The 16371-nt window shown below is 56.5% G+C and carries 14 protein-coding genes; 4 read left to right on the forward strand and 10 right to left on the reverse strand.

Going from position 1 to position 16371, the window contains the following annotated elements; genetic code table 11:
* Positions 1-9: 9 nt before the first annotated feature.
* The 4 genes from A8C75_RS17695 to A8C75_RS23200 all read left to right on the forward strand — a co-directional run bounded on the left by A8C75_RS17695 (position 10) and on the right by A8C75_RS23200 (position 4656).
* Positions 10-867 (forward strand): DUF2806 domain-containing protein, encoded by an 858-nt coding sequence (locus A8C75_RS17695; RefSeq protein WP_067385451.1) that lies wholly within the window; start codon positions 10-12, stop codon positions 865-867.
* Positions 868-1156: 289 nt separating this feature from the next.
* A complete protein-coding gene (locus tag A8C75_RS23680) occupies positions 1157-1342 on the forward strand; it encodes a hypothetical protein (protein ID WP_157890322.1) in 186 nt (61 codons plus the stop codon).
* Positions 1343-1447: 105 nt separating this feature from the next.
* Positions 1448-1837 carry a GFA family protein gene (locus A8C75_RS23195; RefSeq protein ID WP_084784133.1) on the forward strand — a complete coding sequence of 130 codons (390 nt, stop codon included), beginning with the start codon at positions 1448-1450 and terminating at the stop codon, positions 1835-1837.
* 1266 nt (positions 1838-3103) lie between these two features.
* Positions 3104-4656 (forward strand): IS3 family transposase gene (locus tag A8C75_RS23200; RefSeq protein WP_120785161.1). Its coding sequence is split into 2 segments (ribosomal slippage): positions 3104-3566 and positions 3566-4656, totalling 1554 coding nucleotides; the frame shifts between segments, so codons are not numbered across the junction.
* A gap of 58 nt (positions 4657-4714) precedes the next feature.
* Here the strand turns inward: A8C75_RS23200 and A8C75_RS17715 are convergent.
* From A8C75_RS17715 to A8C75_RS17760, 10 genes are all read right to left on the reverse strand, one after another.
* The gene (locus A8C75_RS17715) at positions 4715-5110 is read right to left on the reverse strand and encodes a hypothetical protein (protein WP_157890323.1); all 396 of its coding nucleotides are present in this window, start codon (positions 5108-5110) and stop codon (positions 4715-4717) included.
* A gap of 174 nt (positions 5111-5284) precedes the next feature.
* Positions 5285-6697: an amidase gene (locus tag A8C75_RS17720; protein WP_067385457.1), complete on the reverse strand. Its 1413-nt coding sequence runs from the start codon at positions 6695-6697 to the stop codon at positions 5285-5287.
* 209 nt (positions 6698-6906) lie between these two features.
* On the reverse strand, positions 6907-7680 hold the full coding sequence (locus A8C75_RS17725) for a 2-keto-4-pentenoate hydratase (protein ID WP_067385458.1): 774 nt from the start codon (positions 7678-7680) through the stop codon (positions 6907-6909).
* Between the two features lie 178 nt (positions 7681-7858).
* On the reverse strand, positions 7859-9160 hold the full coding sequence (locus A8C75_RS17730; protein ID WP_067385461.1) for a TRAP transporter large permease: 1302 nt from the start codon (positions 9158-9160) through the stop codon (positions 7859-7861).
* Entirely contained in the window at positions 9157-9801 is a 645-nt protein-coding gene (locus tag A8C75_RS17735) for a TRAP transporter small permease (RefSeq protein WP_084784134.1), read from the reverse strand. Before A8C75_RS17735 ends, A8C75_RS17730 begins: the two co-directional genes overlap by 4 nt.
* 121 nt (positions 9802-9922) lie before the next feature.
* Positions 9923-10960 carry a TRAP transporter substrate-binding protein gene (locus A8C75_RS17740; RefSeq protein ID WP_067385462.1) on the reverse strand — a complete coding sequence of 346 codons (1038 nt, stop codon included), beginning with the start codon at positions 10958-10960 and terminating at the stop codon, positions 9923-9925.
* Between the two features lie 133 nt (positions 10961-11093).
* Complete coding sequence (locus tag A8C75_RS17745) at positions 11094-12299, reverse strand: pyridoxal-phosphate-dependent aminotransferase family protein (RefSeq protein ID WP_067385465.1); 1206 nt, start codon at positions 12297-12299, stop codon at positions 11094-11096.
* Between the two features lie 92 nt (positions 12300-12391).
* Positions 12392-13852: a dihydropyrimidinase gene (gene hydA, locus A8C75_RS17750; RefSeq protein ID WP_067385467.1), complete on the reverse strand. Its 1461-nt coding sequence runs from the start codon at positions 13850-13852 to the stop codon at positions 12392-12394.
* A gap of 425 nt (positions 13853-14277) precedes the next feature.
* On the reverse strand, positions 14278-15186 hold the full coding sequence (locus A8C75_RS17755; RefSeq protein WP_067385469.1) for a bile acid:sodium symporter: 909 nt from the start codon (positions 15184-15186) through the stop codon (positions 14278-14280).
* 376 nt (positions 15187-15562) lie between these two features.
* Positions 15563-16294, reverse strand: a complete 732-nt coding sequence (locus A8C75_RS17760; protein ID WP_067385471.1) for a maleate cis-trans isomerase family protein — start codon at positions 16292-16294, stop codon at positions 15563-15565.
* Positions 16295-16371: the final 77 nt, after the last annotated feature.

Here is a 16371-nt window from a genome sequence, read left to right on the forward strand (position 1 = left end):
GTGTAAATAATGTCAGACGATAATTCCACATCATTAGTTAACCTTGGTGAGCTTTCTAAGCCTGCCAATACATTAATTGAAAAGGTCTCATCAGCAATTGGTGGTGTATTTGAACCTTGGCAAATAAAACGTATTGCAAAAGCAGAGGCAGAAGCAAATTTGATTAAAGCAGAATCAGAGATACAAATTACTGACCTGCATCGCAGAGCTATGCACCGCTTTGTCGAAGAAGAAGCTAATCGCCAAGAAAATATGGAGGAAATCACCAAAAAATCTATTCCTCTCCTTGAGGAACAATCTGATCCTGCAAAAATGGAAGACGATTGGGTCACAAACTTCTTTGATAAGTCTAGGATTGTTTCTGATGAAGATATGCAGGCTTTATGGGCTAATGTTCTTGCAGGCGAAGCAAACAAGCCAGGCTCATTTTCTAGAAGGACTGTTAACCTACTCAGTGACCTTGATAAAAGAGATGCTGAGCTTTTTCAGACTTTATGCAGGTTCGGCTGGGCTGTTGGAAATTTCACCCCTTTAATCTTTGATAGCCAAGCCCCAATCTATAATAACTTAGGGATTAATTTTAATAGCTTATCTCATTTGGATAGCTTAGGGCTCATTCAGTTTAATTCACTTGCGGGATTTAGTAGGACAGGGTTACCAAAAAGTTTTGCGGTGACGTATTGCGGACAACCTTTGCAATTGGTAATAAAAGAAGGCCAAGAAAACCAGATATCTATTGGACAAATTCTGCTTACCCAGGCAGGGCAGGAGCTCGCTCAAATCGTTAAAGTTCCCGGTGTTCAAGGTTTCTATGACTACGTAAAAGAACAGTGGAAATCGCATGCTCCGAGTGAAAAAAGCACCTAACAAATTGCTGCACGCGGAAAAGTTACTCGCTGCGCTCCCAACTTTCCGGTGAGCAAAGCGTTAAGCGTCAATAGCCACATCACTAAAGGAGATAGATATGGCAACCTGGGATGAGTATGACCTTGAAGAAGAAGAGTGCCCGAGTTGTGGTGCTCTGTATTCCGTACGATACAAAGAGTTACCGTTGAAAGACAAAGATAGTTTTCATTGCCAGTGCGGCGAACTAATGCGCTCTTGGAAGGAAACAGGAATGTATATGTATACACTTATACAGAACGGAGAGTCCTAAATGAACGAGGAAATTTCCGTCGAATATCAAGGAAAAATATACACTGCTGAGTATTCTGTAATCGGTGACGAACTTACGGTCTATTTACCAGATGGTTCAACGAGAAGCACATTCCTTACGGGTGGCCTAAAACCTGAAACTGCGGCTGCAACTCATATCAAATCTTATGCAAAGCAAAACACTTAACAAAGCCGTCAACGTTCAGCCCAACTGCGTTGGGCTCGGACCTTCGCTGCTACGCAGCTTCGGCCCGTTACGGCGGCGTTATGAGTAATAAGTATCGAGGAAATAATGATCACTGGTAGCTGTCTTTGCGGGAATGTGAAATACGAGATATCGGGTAAGGTAGGTGACATAGTTCACTGTCATTGTGTTACTTGCCGGAAAGCGCATGGTTCAGCATTTTCTAGTGTCGCAGCTGTAAATGAGGCTGAGTTCAAGCTAATTGGAAGTAAAAACCTAAAATCTTTCGAGTCTTCCAAAGGTAAAAAGCGCTACTTCTGCTCTAACTGTGGCACCCAAATATATGCAAAGAGAGATAATGCTCAGTATATAATATTGCGGTTGGGCTCTCTAGATGATGACCCAATGTCTAGTGAAAAGAATCATATATGGGTTTCTCAGAAAGCAAGTTGGTATTCAATAACGAATAACTTACCTGCGTATCTAGAATTTGAATAAAACTCATAACAAGGCACTGTTGTCGAAAAACTTCGTTTTTCTGGCCCCGGGGCTACGCGCATTTTTGTGCTCTTGGCTGGGCAGAATAAGCTCAGACCGAAAGGTGTTATTTAAGTTCGCATAATTACGAAGCAGTACACTAAATTGGTTAAAGGCTATGAATGAGAAACTAAAACATAACAAATCGAGCCAAGGGACGTAGCAAAGCTGCGCCCCTGCTTGAGGCGTTAAAGCCACAGGTAGGTTTCATGAAATTATTCCTTTTCGTTATGACTTTTTTGTTTTCAGCCAGTCTCTGGGCGAATGATTCTTGGCCCGAAGGTTCCAAAAGATCATATATAGATCGGTGCGCCCAAAGCATGCAGTCTCAAGGACTACCAGGATCTATGGCACGGTCGTACTGTACGTGTCTTGCAAATGGAATGGAGTCAGAGTTTGGAATGCGGGAGTACGACGCGATGATGAAGGCCCAGCCAAACCCCAATGGAAGCTCTGTAGATCGACGACTTTATGGGGTTGTATCCGTGTGTGGGAAAAAGCTTTAACAAGTCGCTGTAGTGCGCGGCCGATGGCCGCCGGACGCCCTTTTCATTGCGGCTTCGCCTCCATTACAGGGGCGCCGCTAAGCTCAGCGTTAAACATACAAGGAGGGTTCGGTGCTAAATCAAATCTATAAGTGTCTCTTCCTTTTAGTGGTTATATTTGGTGGCTATAAATTTTATGAAGTTATTTTTGAGGCAAGGTCATAGGCGGGGTCAGGTCTTTCCTTTTGCCCCTTTCCTATCAAATAGTGCCTTCGTAAAGCTTAGTTCGCTTTAATATATATCCAGAAAAAAGCCAGGAAGCCGGCAAGCACACGGGACGCAGGGGGCAGGTCTTGCCTTTTGACTCATTAAGTAGTTCTGGCGCCGAAACCTCAGAACGGCTCCCACCCCTTATGAAGCCGGCGAGCACTGGGGTCATTTTTCGAATTGGCCCGAAGGGGCGAGACAGGGACTGTCGAGCCGCAGATTAGGAACAGGATGTTCCGTTAGCTGCGCCCTAAAAATGGCCTCAGAGCGCAGCGAAAAGGCTTCATCGGGGCGCGTTTCCTTTGCCTACTTTCCTTGTCGCGTAACAAGGAAAGTAGGTCGCCGAGAGGCGAAATACAGACTCAATCAAAACCACTAACCGACCCGTTTAGCACCCAAGCCCCCGGTGTCAGGGTAGTTGTCGCCTGATCAGTTTCACCTAAATCAAAGCACCGGGGACGGAAAGAGTCATGCGATGCGACGTTATTCACCCGAGCGTAAAGAAGCGCTGCTGAAGAAGCTTTTGCCGCCCCACAATATGTCTGTGGCCGAGCTCGCCCGCCAGGAAGGCATCTCCGATGTAACCCTGTATGCTTGGCGAAAACAGGCCAAAGCGGGAGGTGCTGCGGTGCCCGGAGATCAAAAGTTAACGGATAACTGGTCAGCTGAATCCAAGCTGGCGGTGGTGATTGAGACCGCCGCGCTGTCTGAAATCGAGCTGAGCGAATACTGCCGCAGTAAAGGGTTGTATCCCCAACAGGTCAAAGCGTGGCGTGACGCCTGTCTGTCGGGTCAGCAGACGGCCAAGGCCCAACGTCAGCTCGATCGCGAACAGGCCAAGGCCGACAAGAAACGTATCCGCGAACTGGAGCGTGAACTCAGACGCAAGGACAAGGCACTGGCCGAGGCGGCCGCGATCCTGGTGCTGCGAAAAAAGCTCAATGCCTACTGGGGGGACGACAGCGAGGACAGCTAACGGCGCTGTCGGTCCGGCAGGACTATGTCGCTTGGATTGCTGAAGCCATGGCCGCCGGCGCCCGAAAACAAGTCGCCTGCAAGGAACTGGCGATTAGTCTGCGCTCGCTGCAACGCTGGACACAGGAAGGCGCGCCGAAAGCCGATGGTCGCACGACCACGCCGCGGCCCACGCCGGCGAATGCCCTGACTGATGCTGAACGCGAGACGATCTTGCAGCTCTGCAACAGCACGGAATACGCGCATCTTCCACCGAGCCAGATCGTGCCCCGGCTGGCCGATCAGGGCCGTTATCTCGCATCTGAAAGCAGCTTTTATCGGGTGCTGCATGCCGCCGATCAGCAGCATCGCCGGGGCCGCGTTCAGCGCCCGAAAAGGCATCCGGCACCCACGACGCACGCTGCGAACGGGCCGAACCAGCTTTGGTCTTGGGACATCACGTATTTACCCTCGCCGGTGCGGGGCCAGTATTACTATCTGTATCTGATCGAGGACCTTTACAGTCGCAAGGGCGTGGGTTGGGAGGTGCATGAACAGGAATGCGGCGATAAGGCCGCAGCTCTGCTGCAACGCAGCGTGCTCAGCGAGCAGTGCCTGCATCAGCCGCTGGTACTGCACTCGGATAACGGCGCGCCGATGAAGTCCGTCACACTGCTAAGCAAAATGTACGACCTGGGGATCACACCGTCGCGTGGGCGACCGCGGGTCAGCAATGACAACGCCTTCTCGGAGTCGTTGTTCAGAACGCTGAAATACTGCCCGCAGTGGCCACATAATGGCTTCACCAGCCTAGATGAGGCACGGGCCTGGGTGAGAGACTTCATACGCTGGTACAACCACGAACATCGTCATAGTCGCATCCGCTTCGTCACGCCGGCCGAACGGCATCGTGGACAGGATCATGAAGTGTTGGCTCGGCGAGATGCGCTGTACCAGCAAGCCCGTTCTGAACGACCGGAACGCTGGTCAGGCAACACGCGTAACTGGCAGCCGGTTGGGATGGTGATGCTCAACCCGGAGAAGCAGGAAACGACTCAGAATAAGGCTGCATAACAGAATGGTCTGCGCGACAACTACGTTGACAAACACCGCAAGCTTCCAACAACCGCCATTAAACTGGAAAACTCACCTTCGCCTCCCCCACGCCCTCAAACCGCCCCACCACCTCAGCCCCAGGCTCCACAAACACCATCACCGTCCAGTGCACCAGGTGCATCGGATCACCCACCGAATGGGCGCCTTCACCGCGCACCAGCACTTCACCATTCACCACCAGCTCACCGGCAAGCTTGGCCGGGTCCAGCCCGCGCCAGTCCTGCACGCTACTGCCAATAATCAGTGCCGCATTGATCTGGTTATCCGCCAGCTTCCATAGTTCGGCGCAGGTCTGCCACTGTTTGATGCGCGTATCCACCACCTCGATGGCGACATAAACGCCCTCAATGGCGGCGACCACCTCATCGACGCTATAGGCCTGGCCCTGGGTTGTCTGGCATGATGACGTCACTAAAAGCGGGGATTATCGGGCGAGGTCGCTAACTGCGCGCGGGTGATGGCTGTCGGGGGAGTGTGGAAAAGGCGGTATCCTGACCGGAACAACGGATCTTGCCATCGCACATCAGTACACGGGCGTAGTGATGCCTCTTTCCCGGCCCATCAGGCAGGGAAAGAGGCCGCAGATTTACGATTTTTCTGCGTATTCAGGAAATTTGTTAAACCAGGGGCTCTGTTTCTCAAACTGTGCGGCGACTTCAAACAGCATTTGATCGTCTCCGAAATCCCCCACCAGCTGAAAGCCGATCGGCAGGCCGCTTTTCGAGTGCGCTGTCGGCAAGTTGATCGACGGGTGACCGCAGGCATTGACCCAGCCGGTATAGACGGCATGGCCCCGGCGACCGACGGGCTGGCCATCGATGACATCCGGGAAGGGTATGTTAGCCGGCCATGGTAGCGCGGCGGCCGTCGGCGTCATGATGATATCGATATTTTCAAAGGCAACCCCGACCTGGGCACGGAACTTGTCGAGAGTTTCAATAACATCGACAAACTGCGCGGACGTCGTTGCTGCCCCTTCTGCGGCCAGTTCCAGGTAGCGTTCAGAGACCAGCTCAGGCGCATTCGGATGCAAGTCAAAGATGTAGGAAATACCGACCGCGCCCACCTTGGGCCACGCGGCCATGACGTCCGTCAGATCAAAAGGTAGCTCACCGCGGACGACCTCATGCCCAAGACCGGACAGGATCTCGACAGCCTCATTGACGCTGGCAGCGACTTCCGGATCCAGTGGGGAATCGCCAAATCGCTCAACATAGAGTATGTTCAGTTTTTCTTTAGGCGCGTTCCGTGAAGTCACATTGCTGGACCGTCTGTCGAGCCGTGACGGCCCTGCCATGGCGTCGAAGACCAGCTTGGCATCGGCTACCGTCCGGCCAAACGGGCCACAGACTTCCATGTCCAGCAGAATCTTCGGAAAGCCATCACTGCGAGCCACACTGCCGATCGAAGGCTTGAAACCCACCAGGCCCGTGTGGGAAGCCGGACGTCGTATGGAACCGCCACCATCGGTACCAATGGCAATCGGGACCAAGCCGGCTGCCACCGAGGCAACGGCCCCGCCGCTTGAGCCTCCGGGCGTTAATTCAAGGTTCCATGGATTGCGGGTAACACCGTGAATCGGATTGTCGGTGTACTCGGCCAGGGTAAACTCAGGCACATTGGTTTTACCGAGAATAATAGCGCCGGCCTCTCTTAACCGCGCCACGGGTAACTCATCCTTTTCAGGTACAAAATCTTTAAACAGCCTGGTGCCCCAGCAAGCCTTCACACCCTTGACCAGGATATGGTCCTTGACGGTCAGAGGAATACCTTCCAGCTGGCTGCGCGCCTGACCTGAACGCAAGCGTTGTTCGCTATCCAGTGCCGCGGCCCGCGCACCGGCATAATCTATCTCGATAATGGCATTGATAGCGGGATTGACTCGCTCAATGCGCTCAAGAGTCGCCTCCAGCAGTTCGACAGGCGATAACTCACCGGACGTGAGAAGTTTGCTCAACTCGAGTGCCGTGAGTGACCACAATTTAGATTTATTGGTCATTATTTGATCTCCAATAAAGGTTTTTATTGGCTGTAGGTGGAGAAATACAGCGCCATTTTCGAGCAATGGTTCGATCTGCCGGTGGACTTGTCTGCACGCTGCCGAAGTATTCAGGAAAAACCGCTTTTTCAACCAGCCCTGTCAGAAAAGTTTTTATAGCTTTAGTCTTTAAAGCGTTATATGGGCAGCTTAGCAGCCGGCAGAAAACCTCAAACCGGAAACGACACCCTCGCCTCCCCCACTCCCTCAAACCGTCCTACCACCTCGGCGCCGGGCTCCACAAACACCATCCCCGTCCAGGTACCCGTTGTCACCAGGTCGCCCTGTTTCAGGCCGCCATTGCGGCCGGTCAGGTGGTTTGCCGTCCAGTTCACCAGGTGCATGGGATCACCCACCGAATGGGCGCCTTCACCGCGCACCAGCACTTTTCCATCGACGATCAGCTCACCGGCAAGCTTCGCCGGATCCAGCGTGCGCCAGTCCTGGGTGCCATTGCCAACGATGAGCGCGGCATTGATCTGATTGTCGGCCAGTTTCCACATTTCGGCGCAGGTTTCCCAGGTTTTCAGGCGGGTATCCACCACCTCTACCACCACGTAGACGCCTTCGATAGCGGCGGCGACTTCGTCAGCGCTGTAGGGCTGTTCCCGCTGTGGCAGGTCCTGGTTGAAACGATACGCCAGTTCCACCTCGATACCGATCATGTGCAGGCTGCTGGCCGGGATCTTTGTCGGTGAATCGCTAACCACCGACTGGAAGATGGGGGCAGCGTAGGGTTCGGTGTCCAGATTGGGAGCGCCAACCTTCCAGGTGCTGATCGGCTGACTGCAGCGGGCCTTGGCCACAATCGCCTGAATGGCATAGGCATCCTGCTTACTCTGGGGCGTCAGTGCATCCGGCAGCTGTTCGATCTGCTGTCCGCTGCTGTACGCCTGCAACAATAGATCGGCGGCCTGTTCCACTTGGGACTGGGTGAGCGACATAAGGGCATCCTTTTTAGATGAGAGGTTTAGAAAGCGGTTTGCCCGCGCTCCGCTGCCGGCACTGCCGGCCAGCTGAGCGCGGGCAATAGGGTTGGCGGCCGCGCAAGATCGCGCAGTGCCCGCCCCTGGCCATACCTGCCCACCCGCTGAAAGCCGATGGGCAGTCCACTGTCTGACTCTAGGAGGGCGACAGCATCAGATTAGGCAACCAGAGCGCGATCTGCGGGAAGATCATCAGCGCCACAGTAAAGCCAACCATTATCAGCATATACGGCAGTACGCCCCACATAACTTCATTAATATTGCCACCATCCTTGCGTACGCTCTGGACCACGAAGAGGTTCATGCCCACCGGTGGCGTGATCATGCCCAGCTCGCACATCAGCACGATAAAGACACCGAACCAGATCGGGTCCACGCCCATGGCCATCATGATGGGATAGGTAATGGGAATGGTCACCACCTGCATGGAGAGCACATCCATAAACATGCCCAGGCACAGGTAGAACAGGATCAGCACCAGCAGGAGCCCGGTAGTGGACAACCCGAAGGACACCACCCAGGCGGTAAGATCATCCACCACGCCCGTCAGGCTGATGGTGAGGTTAAGAATAAAGGCTGCTGTGATGATCAGCAGAATCATGCCGGTGATTCGAGCCGTCTGCACGAAACAGTTCTGGAAAAACTCCAGGTTAAGCCGACCGGACTTCCAGCCAAAGAAGAGTGCTGCCATCACGCCCAGGGCTGCGGACTCGGTGGCCGTGGCTATACCTAAATAGATGCTGCCCATGACGATGCCAAAGATCACCGCGGGCGGAATCAGGTTGACCGACAGGCGCATCTTGTCCTGCAGTGATACCTTTTCCTCACGTTTGCCTTCCGGACCCCAGTTGGTCACGGCGATATAGCACATGAACAGCAGACTCAGCGTGATACCCGGTATCAGACCTGCCATAAACAGCTTGCCGATGGAGTTGTTGGTCAGGGAGCCGTAGATCAGCATGTTAACGCTGGGCGGAATCAGAATGCCCAGAGTACCGCCGGCGGCCAGACTGCCCAGCGCCTGTTTCATCGAATACTTGCGCTCCCCCAGAGTCGGGAGCGCCACGGTACCGATGGTGGCCGCTGTGGCCACCGACGAGCCCGAGGTGGCGGCAAAAAGCGCGCAGCAACCAATATTGGTGTGGATCAGCCCGCCCGGCAGGCGCCCCAGCCAGGCCGCCATGGCCACGTACATGCGATCGGCGATGCCACTGCGAAGCATCAGCTCACCCAGCAGTACAAACAACGGAATGGCGGTAAGAATATTCTCGTTGTGCACACTCCAGATGACAGCCCCGGTGGACTCCAGGAAAGGCCAGCCAAACACGATGCCGCCACCGATCATGCCGACCATCGCCATGGTCACGGCGATGGGCAGGCCCATTAACAACATGCCAAGCATGGCAAAAAAGGTCAAAAATACGATGGATAAACTCATTTCACAGCCCCCGTGTGGGCGTTTTTGGTAACAACCGACTCGGCATCCGGGTGGGTTGTCTGTGCCTGCGCTTCCTCTTGTGCATGGGAGCGATGCTCAAAGTCTTCCAGCTCTTCCTTCACTTCTTCGGACACACCCTTGGGGTGGAACTCGATATTCAGAGTATCGACATCGCCCTTGAAGTACAGCCAGCTGGCCCGCAGTGCAAAGCCGGTGGACACCAGTGCAAAGGTGAAAATACTTACAAACCAGACACCCTGCGGATAAATCAGGGGGGTGGCCCAGGGCGTGGCCGCCGTGCTGCCATACGACTGGGTTTCACCGATCACCTTGAAGGTGGTCCAGCAAAGGACGGCAGAAAATACGGCCATCAGGACCGACGACAACCAGTTGAGAAAAGACTGCAGCTTGATTGGCAGCAGCTCATGGAACAGGTCAATACGAATATGGGTACGGCCCAGCAGCGCCAGGGAAAACGCCAGAGTTCCGCCGATGGCCAGAGCATAGCCACCGAGCTCGTCGGCGCCCTGCAAGGACATGCTGAAAAACTTACGCAGAACCGTTTCGACCGAAACCAGCACTGACAGCAGCAGGAACACCGCCCCGAACAGCATGCTGGCAATCGTCTCTATACGTTTCATCAAGACACCTCATTCACAGAAAATTGCGCGTGCAATGTCTGTATTCAAGCCATTAAGGCTTTAAAGTTGGAAAAACGGGCAGGAGATGACGGCTGCCACCTCTGCCCGTTCGGTCGGTCTGTTAGAATCCTACGGACTCGCCAAGTACCTTTTTCCAGTCAGCCGAGCACTGTGCATTGGTCTTGTCGCAAACTTCCGACCAGGTTGGGAAGGAAACTTCCTTCACACCGTTGCTCAGCAGCGCCTTGTCGCTGTCACTGACCTGAACACCGACCAACTTGTAGCTGGTACCAGTGTCACACGGAGTAGCACCCACGTTGCAGCGTCCGGCATCGTCGAACAGCTCTTCGGAGTAGGTCCAGATATCATCCACCAGGGTATCGAACGCGCCCTGCAGCGTAACCTGCTGCTCAGGCGTGAACTTGTTCCAGGTATCGAGGTTGACACCGTAGCCATTGAGCGCCATCTGGAAGGCCAGCGGCAGCACATGGGTGGTCACTTCCGGCCAGCCGGCGGAGTTGGCGGAGCTCGGGCCAGTGATGGCACAGTCCACTACGCCCAGCGCGAGGCTCTGGTGCACGTCGCCAAAGCCGAGCGGCACCGGAATGCCACCCACGGATTCGACGAACTGCGCCAGGTTCTGGTCATAGACCCGCACCTTCAAGCCCTTCACATCACTCAGGCTGGCAATGGGGTGATTGCAGAACAGAACCTGAGGGCCGAAGGGCCATACGCCCAGCAGCTTGGTGTTGAAGCGTTCCTGCAGACGCGCATCCACTACCTTGCTGTACTTGTCGGCCACAATGCGACCGGACTTGTAGTCCGGGCTCAGGCCTACCAGATCGAGACCCAGGATAGTGGGCTCGTCACGGGACACCTGGGACAGGCGCAGCGATACCAGATCGAACATGCCGGATTTCAGTACCCGCAGTTCTTCCACATCCTTGATGCCGGTGGTGTCCAGCGGCTTGTAGTTCACCTCGAGAGGCAGACCGGTTTTTTCCTGCAGGGTTTCAAAGAACGGCTGCTCCACGTTTTTCTGGATAAGACCGGTAGCCAGGGGCTGACCCACAACCCTCAGTTTCACCGTCTCTTCTGCCATCGCAGGTGCGCTTATAACACAGGCACCCAGTACTGCGGCCAGTAAGGTTTTTTTCATGACAATGACTCCTTATTTTTATAATCGAGCTCTCAGGACAAGGGCCTGCAAGCTGCTCCGCGGAATGCGGTCGAGCATTTCGTCTTGAATGACGAAGGGTGGGCGTGGGCGCCAGCGCCCACGTCCGTATACATCAGGCGACCCGCTGCTGCTGGCTGCGCTGCCCGCTTGCGGCCACCTCGGCCAGATAATCCAGCGCCGCCTGTACACCACCCTTGTTATGGGCAATGCCGGCCGTACTCAGCCCCATCTCGACGCCCGCCAGGGTGCCGATCAGGGTCAGATCGTTGAAGTCACCCAGGTGGCCAATGCGGAACACCCGGTCCTGCAGCTTGTTCAGACCGGTGCCGAGCGACATGTCGAAGTGTTCCAGAATCACCGCCCGCAGCCGGTCGGCACTCTCGCCTTCGGGCATCAGTACGGCGGTGAGCACATTACTGTGTTCGGAGGGCACCAGGCTCAGGACTTCCAGCCCCCAGGCGCGCACTGCCCGGCGGGTGGCTTCGCTGTAGCGGGCATGACGGGCAAAGACGTTATCCAGCCCCTCTTCCAGCAGCATGGCGATGGCTTCCTTCAGGCCGTACAGCAGGTTGGTGGCCGGCGAATAGGGGAAGTAGCCTCGGGCGTTGTGCTGCAGCATTTCGTCCCAGCCCCAGTAGGAGCGCGGCAGACCGGCCGTTCTGGAGGCTTGCAGCGCCTTGGCGCTGATAGTGTTAAAGCTCAGCCCCGGCGGCATCATCAGGCCTTTCTGGGAACAGGTGATGGCGACATCCACGCCCCATTCATCGGTACGAAAATCCACCGAGCCCAGCCCGGAAATGGTATCCACCAGCAGCAGCGCCGGATGGCCAGCGGCATCAATGGCACGGCGCACCGCCGCCACATCGCTGGTCACGCCGGTGGAGGTTTCGTGGTGTACCACGCACACCGCCTTGATGCGGTGATCGCTGTCGGCGCTCAGGCGCTGCTGTACCGCCTGGGGGTCAACCCCATGGCGCCAGTCGCCGCCGATAAACTCGGCATCCAGCCCCAGCTTCGCCGCCATGCCGTGCCACAGGGTGGCGAACTGGCCGGTTTCGCACATCAGTACCCGGTCACCGGCGCTGAGGGTGTTCACCAGCGCCGCTTCCCAGGCTCCAGTGCCTGAAGCCGGATAGATCACCACCGGGTTCTCGGTTTTGAAGATCTGTTTCATCCCGGCCAGCACCGTTTTGCCGAGCTCGGCAAATTCCGGCCCGCGATGATCCATGGTGGGTTTGTCCATCGCCCGCAGAATGCGATCCGGCACATTGCTGGGGCCCGGTATCTGCAAAAAGTGGCGGCCACTTCGGTAAGTCATTCGCGATCTCCTTGTTGTTATTTAAAACGCTCGATGACAAGTTGGCACAGGCGCGGGCACAGGCCCGGCCAGCAGGTATAGATGAAACAGCGCTATCGCACCCGCGGCTTGGCCATTTCAGGCCGACCGCAGTGCAGGAAGCGCCCCCGGCCCACCGCATCGCTGGGTACGCCCTGACCCCAGACCACTTCGCCCCGGGACAGGGTGGTCTCGGGCCAGCCGGTAATCTGCATGCCCTCGTAGGGGGTGTAATCCACGTCGTGGTGCAGCTGCTCGTTGCGGATGGTCACTTCACGCTGCGCATCCCAGATCACCAGGTCGGCGTCGGCCCCCACGGCAATGCTGCCCTTTTGCGGATAGAGGCCGTAGAGCTTGGCCGGGTTGGTGGAGGTGAGTTCGACAAAGCGGTTGATGCTGATGCGCCCCTTGCCCACGCCTTCTGAAAACAGCAGCGGCAGGCGCGTTTCCAGCCCCGGAATACCGTTGGGGATATAGTGGAAATCTACTTCCTTGCCGCCCGGCTTCTTGCCCAGCGGATCCTCGTAATTGAAGGGCGCGTGGTCGGACGAAAATATCGTGAAGAGACCATCGCTAAGCCCGTCCCAGATCACCTGCTGGTTGGCCTTGTCCCGAGGCGGCGGGCTGCAGACGCACTTGGCGCCTTCATAGCCATCGATGCCCAGGTCTTCGGCGGTAAGAAACAGGTACTGCGGGCAGGTTTCGGCAAAGACGCTCAGCCCCTGACCCCGCGCCCAGCGGATCTGCTCCACGGCTTCTGCACCTGAGACATGCACGATCAGAATCGGCACATCCACCAGCTCCGCATAGGCGATAACGCGGTGCGCCGCTTCCCGTTCCACCAGCATGGGGCGGGCGGCGGCGTGATAGCGTGGCTCGGTATGACCGGCCGCCAGCAGGCGCTTGGTCAGCCAGCTGATGCAGTCGGAGTTTTCGGCGTGAATCATGGCCATGGCGCCTTCGTTGCGCGCCACGCTGAGTACATCGATGATCTGGCCGTCATCGAGTTTCAGGTCGTCGTAGGTCATGTAGATCTTGAACGAGCTGCAACCCTCGCGGATCAGCTGTGGCAGCTCTTCCTTGAGCACCTTCTCGGTGGGGTCGGTAACGATCAGGTGAAAGGCGTAGTCCACCAGTGCCTTGCCCTCGGCGCGGCGGTGATAGTCCTCCACCGCGGCACGCAGCGACTGGCCTTTTTCCTGGGCCGCAAAGGGAATCAGGGTGGTGGTGCCGCCACAGGCGGCGGAGCGGGTGCCGCTGGTAAAGTCGTCCGCCATCTTCATGCCTTCCGGCATCGGCTGATCCAGGTGACAGTGGGCATCCACGCCGCCTGGCAGCACCAGCTTGCCGCTGGCATCGATCTCTTCATGCCCGGCGGCCAGGTTTTCACCCAGGGCGACAATGCGCCCATCCCGGATACCGATGTCGCAGTAGGAAGTATCGGCGGCGGTCACAACCTGGCCGTTGCGGATTACCAGATCAAACTGGGGCTGGGACTGTGAAGATGAAGCGTCAGTTGCAGGGAACTCAGACATGGTGATTCCTCTCTCGAAGGCGGCTATCCGGCCCGCCTCTGCTAGCAACAGCCAGAGGCTCTGGCGCCGGACCCGCTTCCCGTTCGTTAAGCGTTAAAACTATCCTACCTCCGATATAATTATGAATGCAATATATTTTATTCCGCATAAAGATAGCGGTAACAATCAAACCAACAGACTGATTTAAAAGAATATTTACCGATTTAAGTGTGGTTTTTCGGCGTATCAATACGGAAAAACATGTCCCTCTTCCGGCTATTTTCAGGGTAAGACCGGGCCGAATGCACATGACGCATCACCAATGCTATGACCAATGACGAATCACGAATCACGAATCAGAAGACAGCAGAACGCTCTGCAGCACCGCAATGCACAGAGTCTCAGGAAACAGCCAGAAAGAAGGGTCAGCAGAAACTGACCCGAAATCAGCGCCGCAGCCGTGGCGCCAACAGGGAATCAAACAGCAGTTGCAGCAAGTGAAACAGAATACAGCTGATCACCGCCACGCCAGTGGAGGATCCCAGCCCCACCAGCACAGACACCGCCACGGGCAATGTCTTCTGTGAGGCCGTCAGCATCAGGGCGCTGCGCTCGGCGGCCTGAAGACTCAGCAACCGTGCCGCCAGCATGCTCAGCAGCAACAGCAGGCCATGCAGCACAAACGCCAGCACCGCGATGCCGGCCAGTGCCAGCAGGGATAATTGATAGAGCGAGGCCTCGCTGGCGGACAGGGTGATCCAGACAGTCGCTATTACGCTGACCGTCGGTACCACCCCGAGCCAGGGCGCCTGTATCAGAGCGCCCAGCAGGGGTCGCAGCAGCAGCCCCAGCACAAAGGGCAGCAGCACGATTTGCAGCAGCTTGAACAGCAGCGGCCAGGGCGACAGCTCGATGGAGCTGCCCACCAGGGTGCTGAGCAGCAGTGGAATCGTCAGTATGCCAAGAAAGTTCAGCCCCAGGGTCAGGAAGAGCGCCCAGATCGCCTTGCCACCGGCGACCCGGGTCAGCACTATGCAGGACGACAGGGTCGGCGGCACCAGCGCCATCACCAGCAGACCCAGGCCAAGGCTTGCATCCACCCCGCTGCCCCGCACAATAAACCAACCCAGCAGCGGCGACAGCAGCAGGCTGATCAGAGCTGCGGCGACAAAAGTAGCGCCAAAGCGCGGCTCGGGCCGCAGGCCCGAGAGCCTGGTTTGCATGCCATTGATCAGGAAGATCAGCGCCACCAGCAGCGCCGGCAGGCCCAGCTGATTGAGCGCAACGCCAGGCCCCGGCAACAACAGTGCCGCCACTATGGCCAGGCATAACCCCAGCGGCAAAAACCAGACCATGACAAAGCTCCTTGGCACCAGCAGGATGGGGGAAGCCGCACAGGCATTCTTGCCTGATCAGCTGCGCCGGAGTGTAAGGCGGTGTCACCCATCAGGGAAGTACCGGACAGCAAGCGCCGCCCTAATCCGATGATGGGCGCCAAAGCGTAGGACGCGGTGCAACCGCTCGCCAGGGGTGCACCCATCAACGGCCGGCGCCAAGGTGGCGCGGCGGTGCAACCCATCAGGAAGTATCAGACAATACCAGCCGCCCGAAACCCATGATGGGTTAGGTGGCGTACCGGCCTCGCAGTATCTGTCTAATGTCCGATAAGTTACGCCACTGCACCCATGCTACCCATCTGTTAATGCGGTGAAACCCATCATGGCAAGCGGCTCAATCAACCTCGCTAAAGAGTGACCCCCAGCCCTTGATGCGACGGGTATCGGCACCGGCCAGCTTCATGCCCTTCCACAGGCCAGTAGCAATACTGTCGTAGATCGGAATCTGCAGCTCCTTTTCAAGCGCAGCCGCTACGCGGGGGCCGCGCAGGTTGGTGCAGAAGATGGTGATGGCATCAGGCTTCTGTTCGGCCGCCACGGCCCGCACCATATCGGCAATGGTTTCCTCGCTGTACTCGGAGAAGGAAAAATTGCCCTTGTCCCCCAGATGACGCTCGGCGATGCAGTTGAAGCCCGCCTCGCGGTAGTTGGCGATGATTTTTTCCTGCACATCCTCCAGATAGGGCGTCACCAGGGCGAAGTTCTTCACCCGGGTCTTGTGGAAGATCTCGTTCAGCGCCAGCACCGAAGTACAGGCGGGGATGCCGGTTTCGGCCTGCAGCACTTCACAGAGTGCTTCGTCATCCCCAAAGCCGCGCCAGCCCGACGAGGTGCCGCTCCAGGTAATGGACTGCACCCGCGCATCGGCCAGCAGGCGGGCCGAGCGCAGAAAAGGCTCGTTGTCGAACTGGCTCAGGGCCTGATCGCGCAGGGAAATTTCAGTGACCTTGAGACGGCCAAAATGGGCGCTGACATCCGGCACGCCGTGCAGCATCTCGGCGGTCAAGGGTTCCAGCACTGTATTGGACGAGGGCGTCAGCACACCCAGCAAGGTACGTTGGTTCATCGTTATTGTCCTTCTTCTTTATATAGTCAGCCTGGAACGCCCGCGGGCGCTCCGGGATCAGTGTCATTAAGCAGCCG

The sequence above is a fragment of the Marinobacterium aestuarii genome, assembly GCF_001651805.1.
Taxonomy (GTDB): Bacteria; Pseudomonadota; Gammaproteobacteria; order Pseudomonadales; family Balneatricaceae; genus Marinobacterium_A; species Marinobacterium_A aestuarii.